Origin of the sequence: Bartonella silvatica, assembly GCF_040545155.1 — a bacterium.
GTDB lineage: Bacteria > Pseudomonadota > Alphaproteobacteria > Rhizobiales > Rhizobiaceae > Bartonella > Bartonella silvatica.
This window is the reverse complement of the sequence record NZ_JBEPLI010000071.1, coordinates 1-1,503: the sequence shown is the minus strand read 5'-3', so window position 1 is coordinate 1,503 and position 1,503 is coordinate 1. Positions and strand designations below refer to the sequence as shown.

At 49.2% G+C, this 1,503-nt stretch carries 1 protein-coding gene; it reads left to right on the top strand.

Translation table 11 applies throughout. The features are described from left to right. A partial coding sequence (locus ABID23_RS07950; RefSeq protein ID WP_435521262.1) for a filamentous hemagglutinin N-terminal domain-containing protein occupies window positions 1-1,503 on the top strand: 1,503 nt, incomplete at both ends.

Below are 1,503 nucleotides of genomic sequence, written 5' to 3'. Positions count from 1 at the left end.
GCCAACCCCAATGGGATTACCTGTAACGGTTGTGGCTTTATTAATACACCACGGGTGACTTTATCGACCGGACAACCGATCATTGGAGCCGATGGGGCTTTGAGTGGGTTGCGTGTTGAGGGTGGAGATATCACCATAGGTTCTCGTGGGGCTGATGGGAGTTCATTAGATATTTTTGATCTTGTTTCGCGCAAGATCAGTATCGGGGGTCCCATACAGGTCAAAGGAGATTTGGCTGTTATCGCTGGTCACAATCATTTTGATTATGACACGCGCGAAGCAACTTCTCTTGGTTCTGATGGTAAAGAGCTGGAATTGGCGATTGATTCCAGTGAGTTTGGTGGAATGTATGCGGGGCAGATCCGCGTGATTGCCAATGATAAAGGCGCCGGCGTTAAGATGCGCGGAGACATGGTTGCCAATGCAGGCGCCATGAGATTGACAAGTGATGGCAAGCTGGTGATTGCCAAAGCACGTGCCAAAGGAGTGGTAAAAGCGCGTTCTCACCACGACAGTGTGCATGTAAAAGATTTGCTTTTTTCAGAAGAAGCAGTTGAACTGAAGGCTTTGAAACATGTTGAACTGGCTGAGCAAGCTCGCGTTGCGGCAAGCGGTGCTGTTAATGTGCACGCCGATCTGATCAAGCTCGAGTCTCATGCTCTTCTAGCAAGCGGTATTGGGAGTGATGGTCAACAGTCAGCGACGGGTTCTTTGCATTTACAGGCAGCAAAGCTTGAGGCGGGGGATGGGCGGATAGCAGCCGGTGATCTTTTAAAGATCCAAGCAGCAACAATTGATCTAAGCCGCATGCAAGACAATGATCAAACAGGGGTTTCTTCCCTTGGCGATTTGATCATTGAAACCAATCAAATCACCGCTTTAAACAACCATATTGGCGCCAAGGGGAATATTGTCTTGAGCGCCGATGATGCGCTCACTGTAGGCGCTGGACATTATAGCGCCGGCGGTTCTCTTTTGGTGGAAGCAGCAGAGCTTACATCACGTGCGCGCTTAGTGGCAGAGCAAAAAGTTGATCTTTATGCGCATCACGGTGCCCTGATCCAAGAAGGCACTGTGTTGTCCAATGGGAAGATAACGCTGGATGCCCATGGTGCCCTCAATCACACGGGTGATATTGTCAGTATGCAGCAGGTTGCCTTGACATCGGGGGGCATGCTCACAACCTCTCAAGAGAGCACGATTTTAAGTTATGATGTGGTTTTAAGTGCTGATGCTTTAACCCAAGCAGGGACTGTGGAAGCTCAAGAAGGAGCATTAACCCTTCAAGTGCGTGATGGGGTCGCAAATAGCGGCACAATGCGCGGTGAGAGTGTCGATGCTCATATTGGTGCATTTACCAATCAAGGGACGTTTATTACAACCGATGATTTGCATTTGATGGTAAACACACAAGAAGGCGTCGATCCGCAACAAGCCTTTCTGAAGAATACATCCGAAGGTGTCCTTCAAAGTGGTGGCGTTTTTGTTGTGATCGCAGGGCAA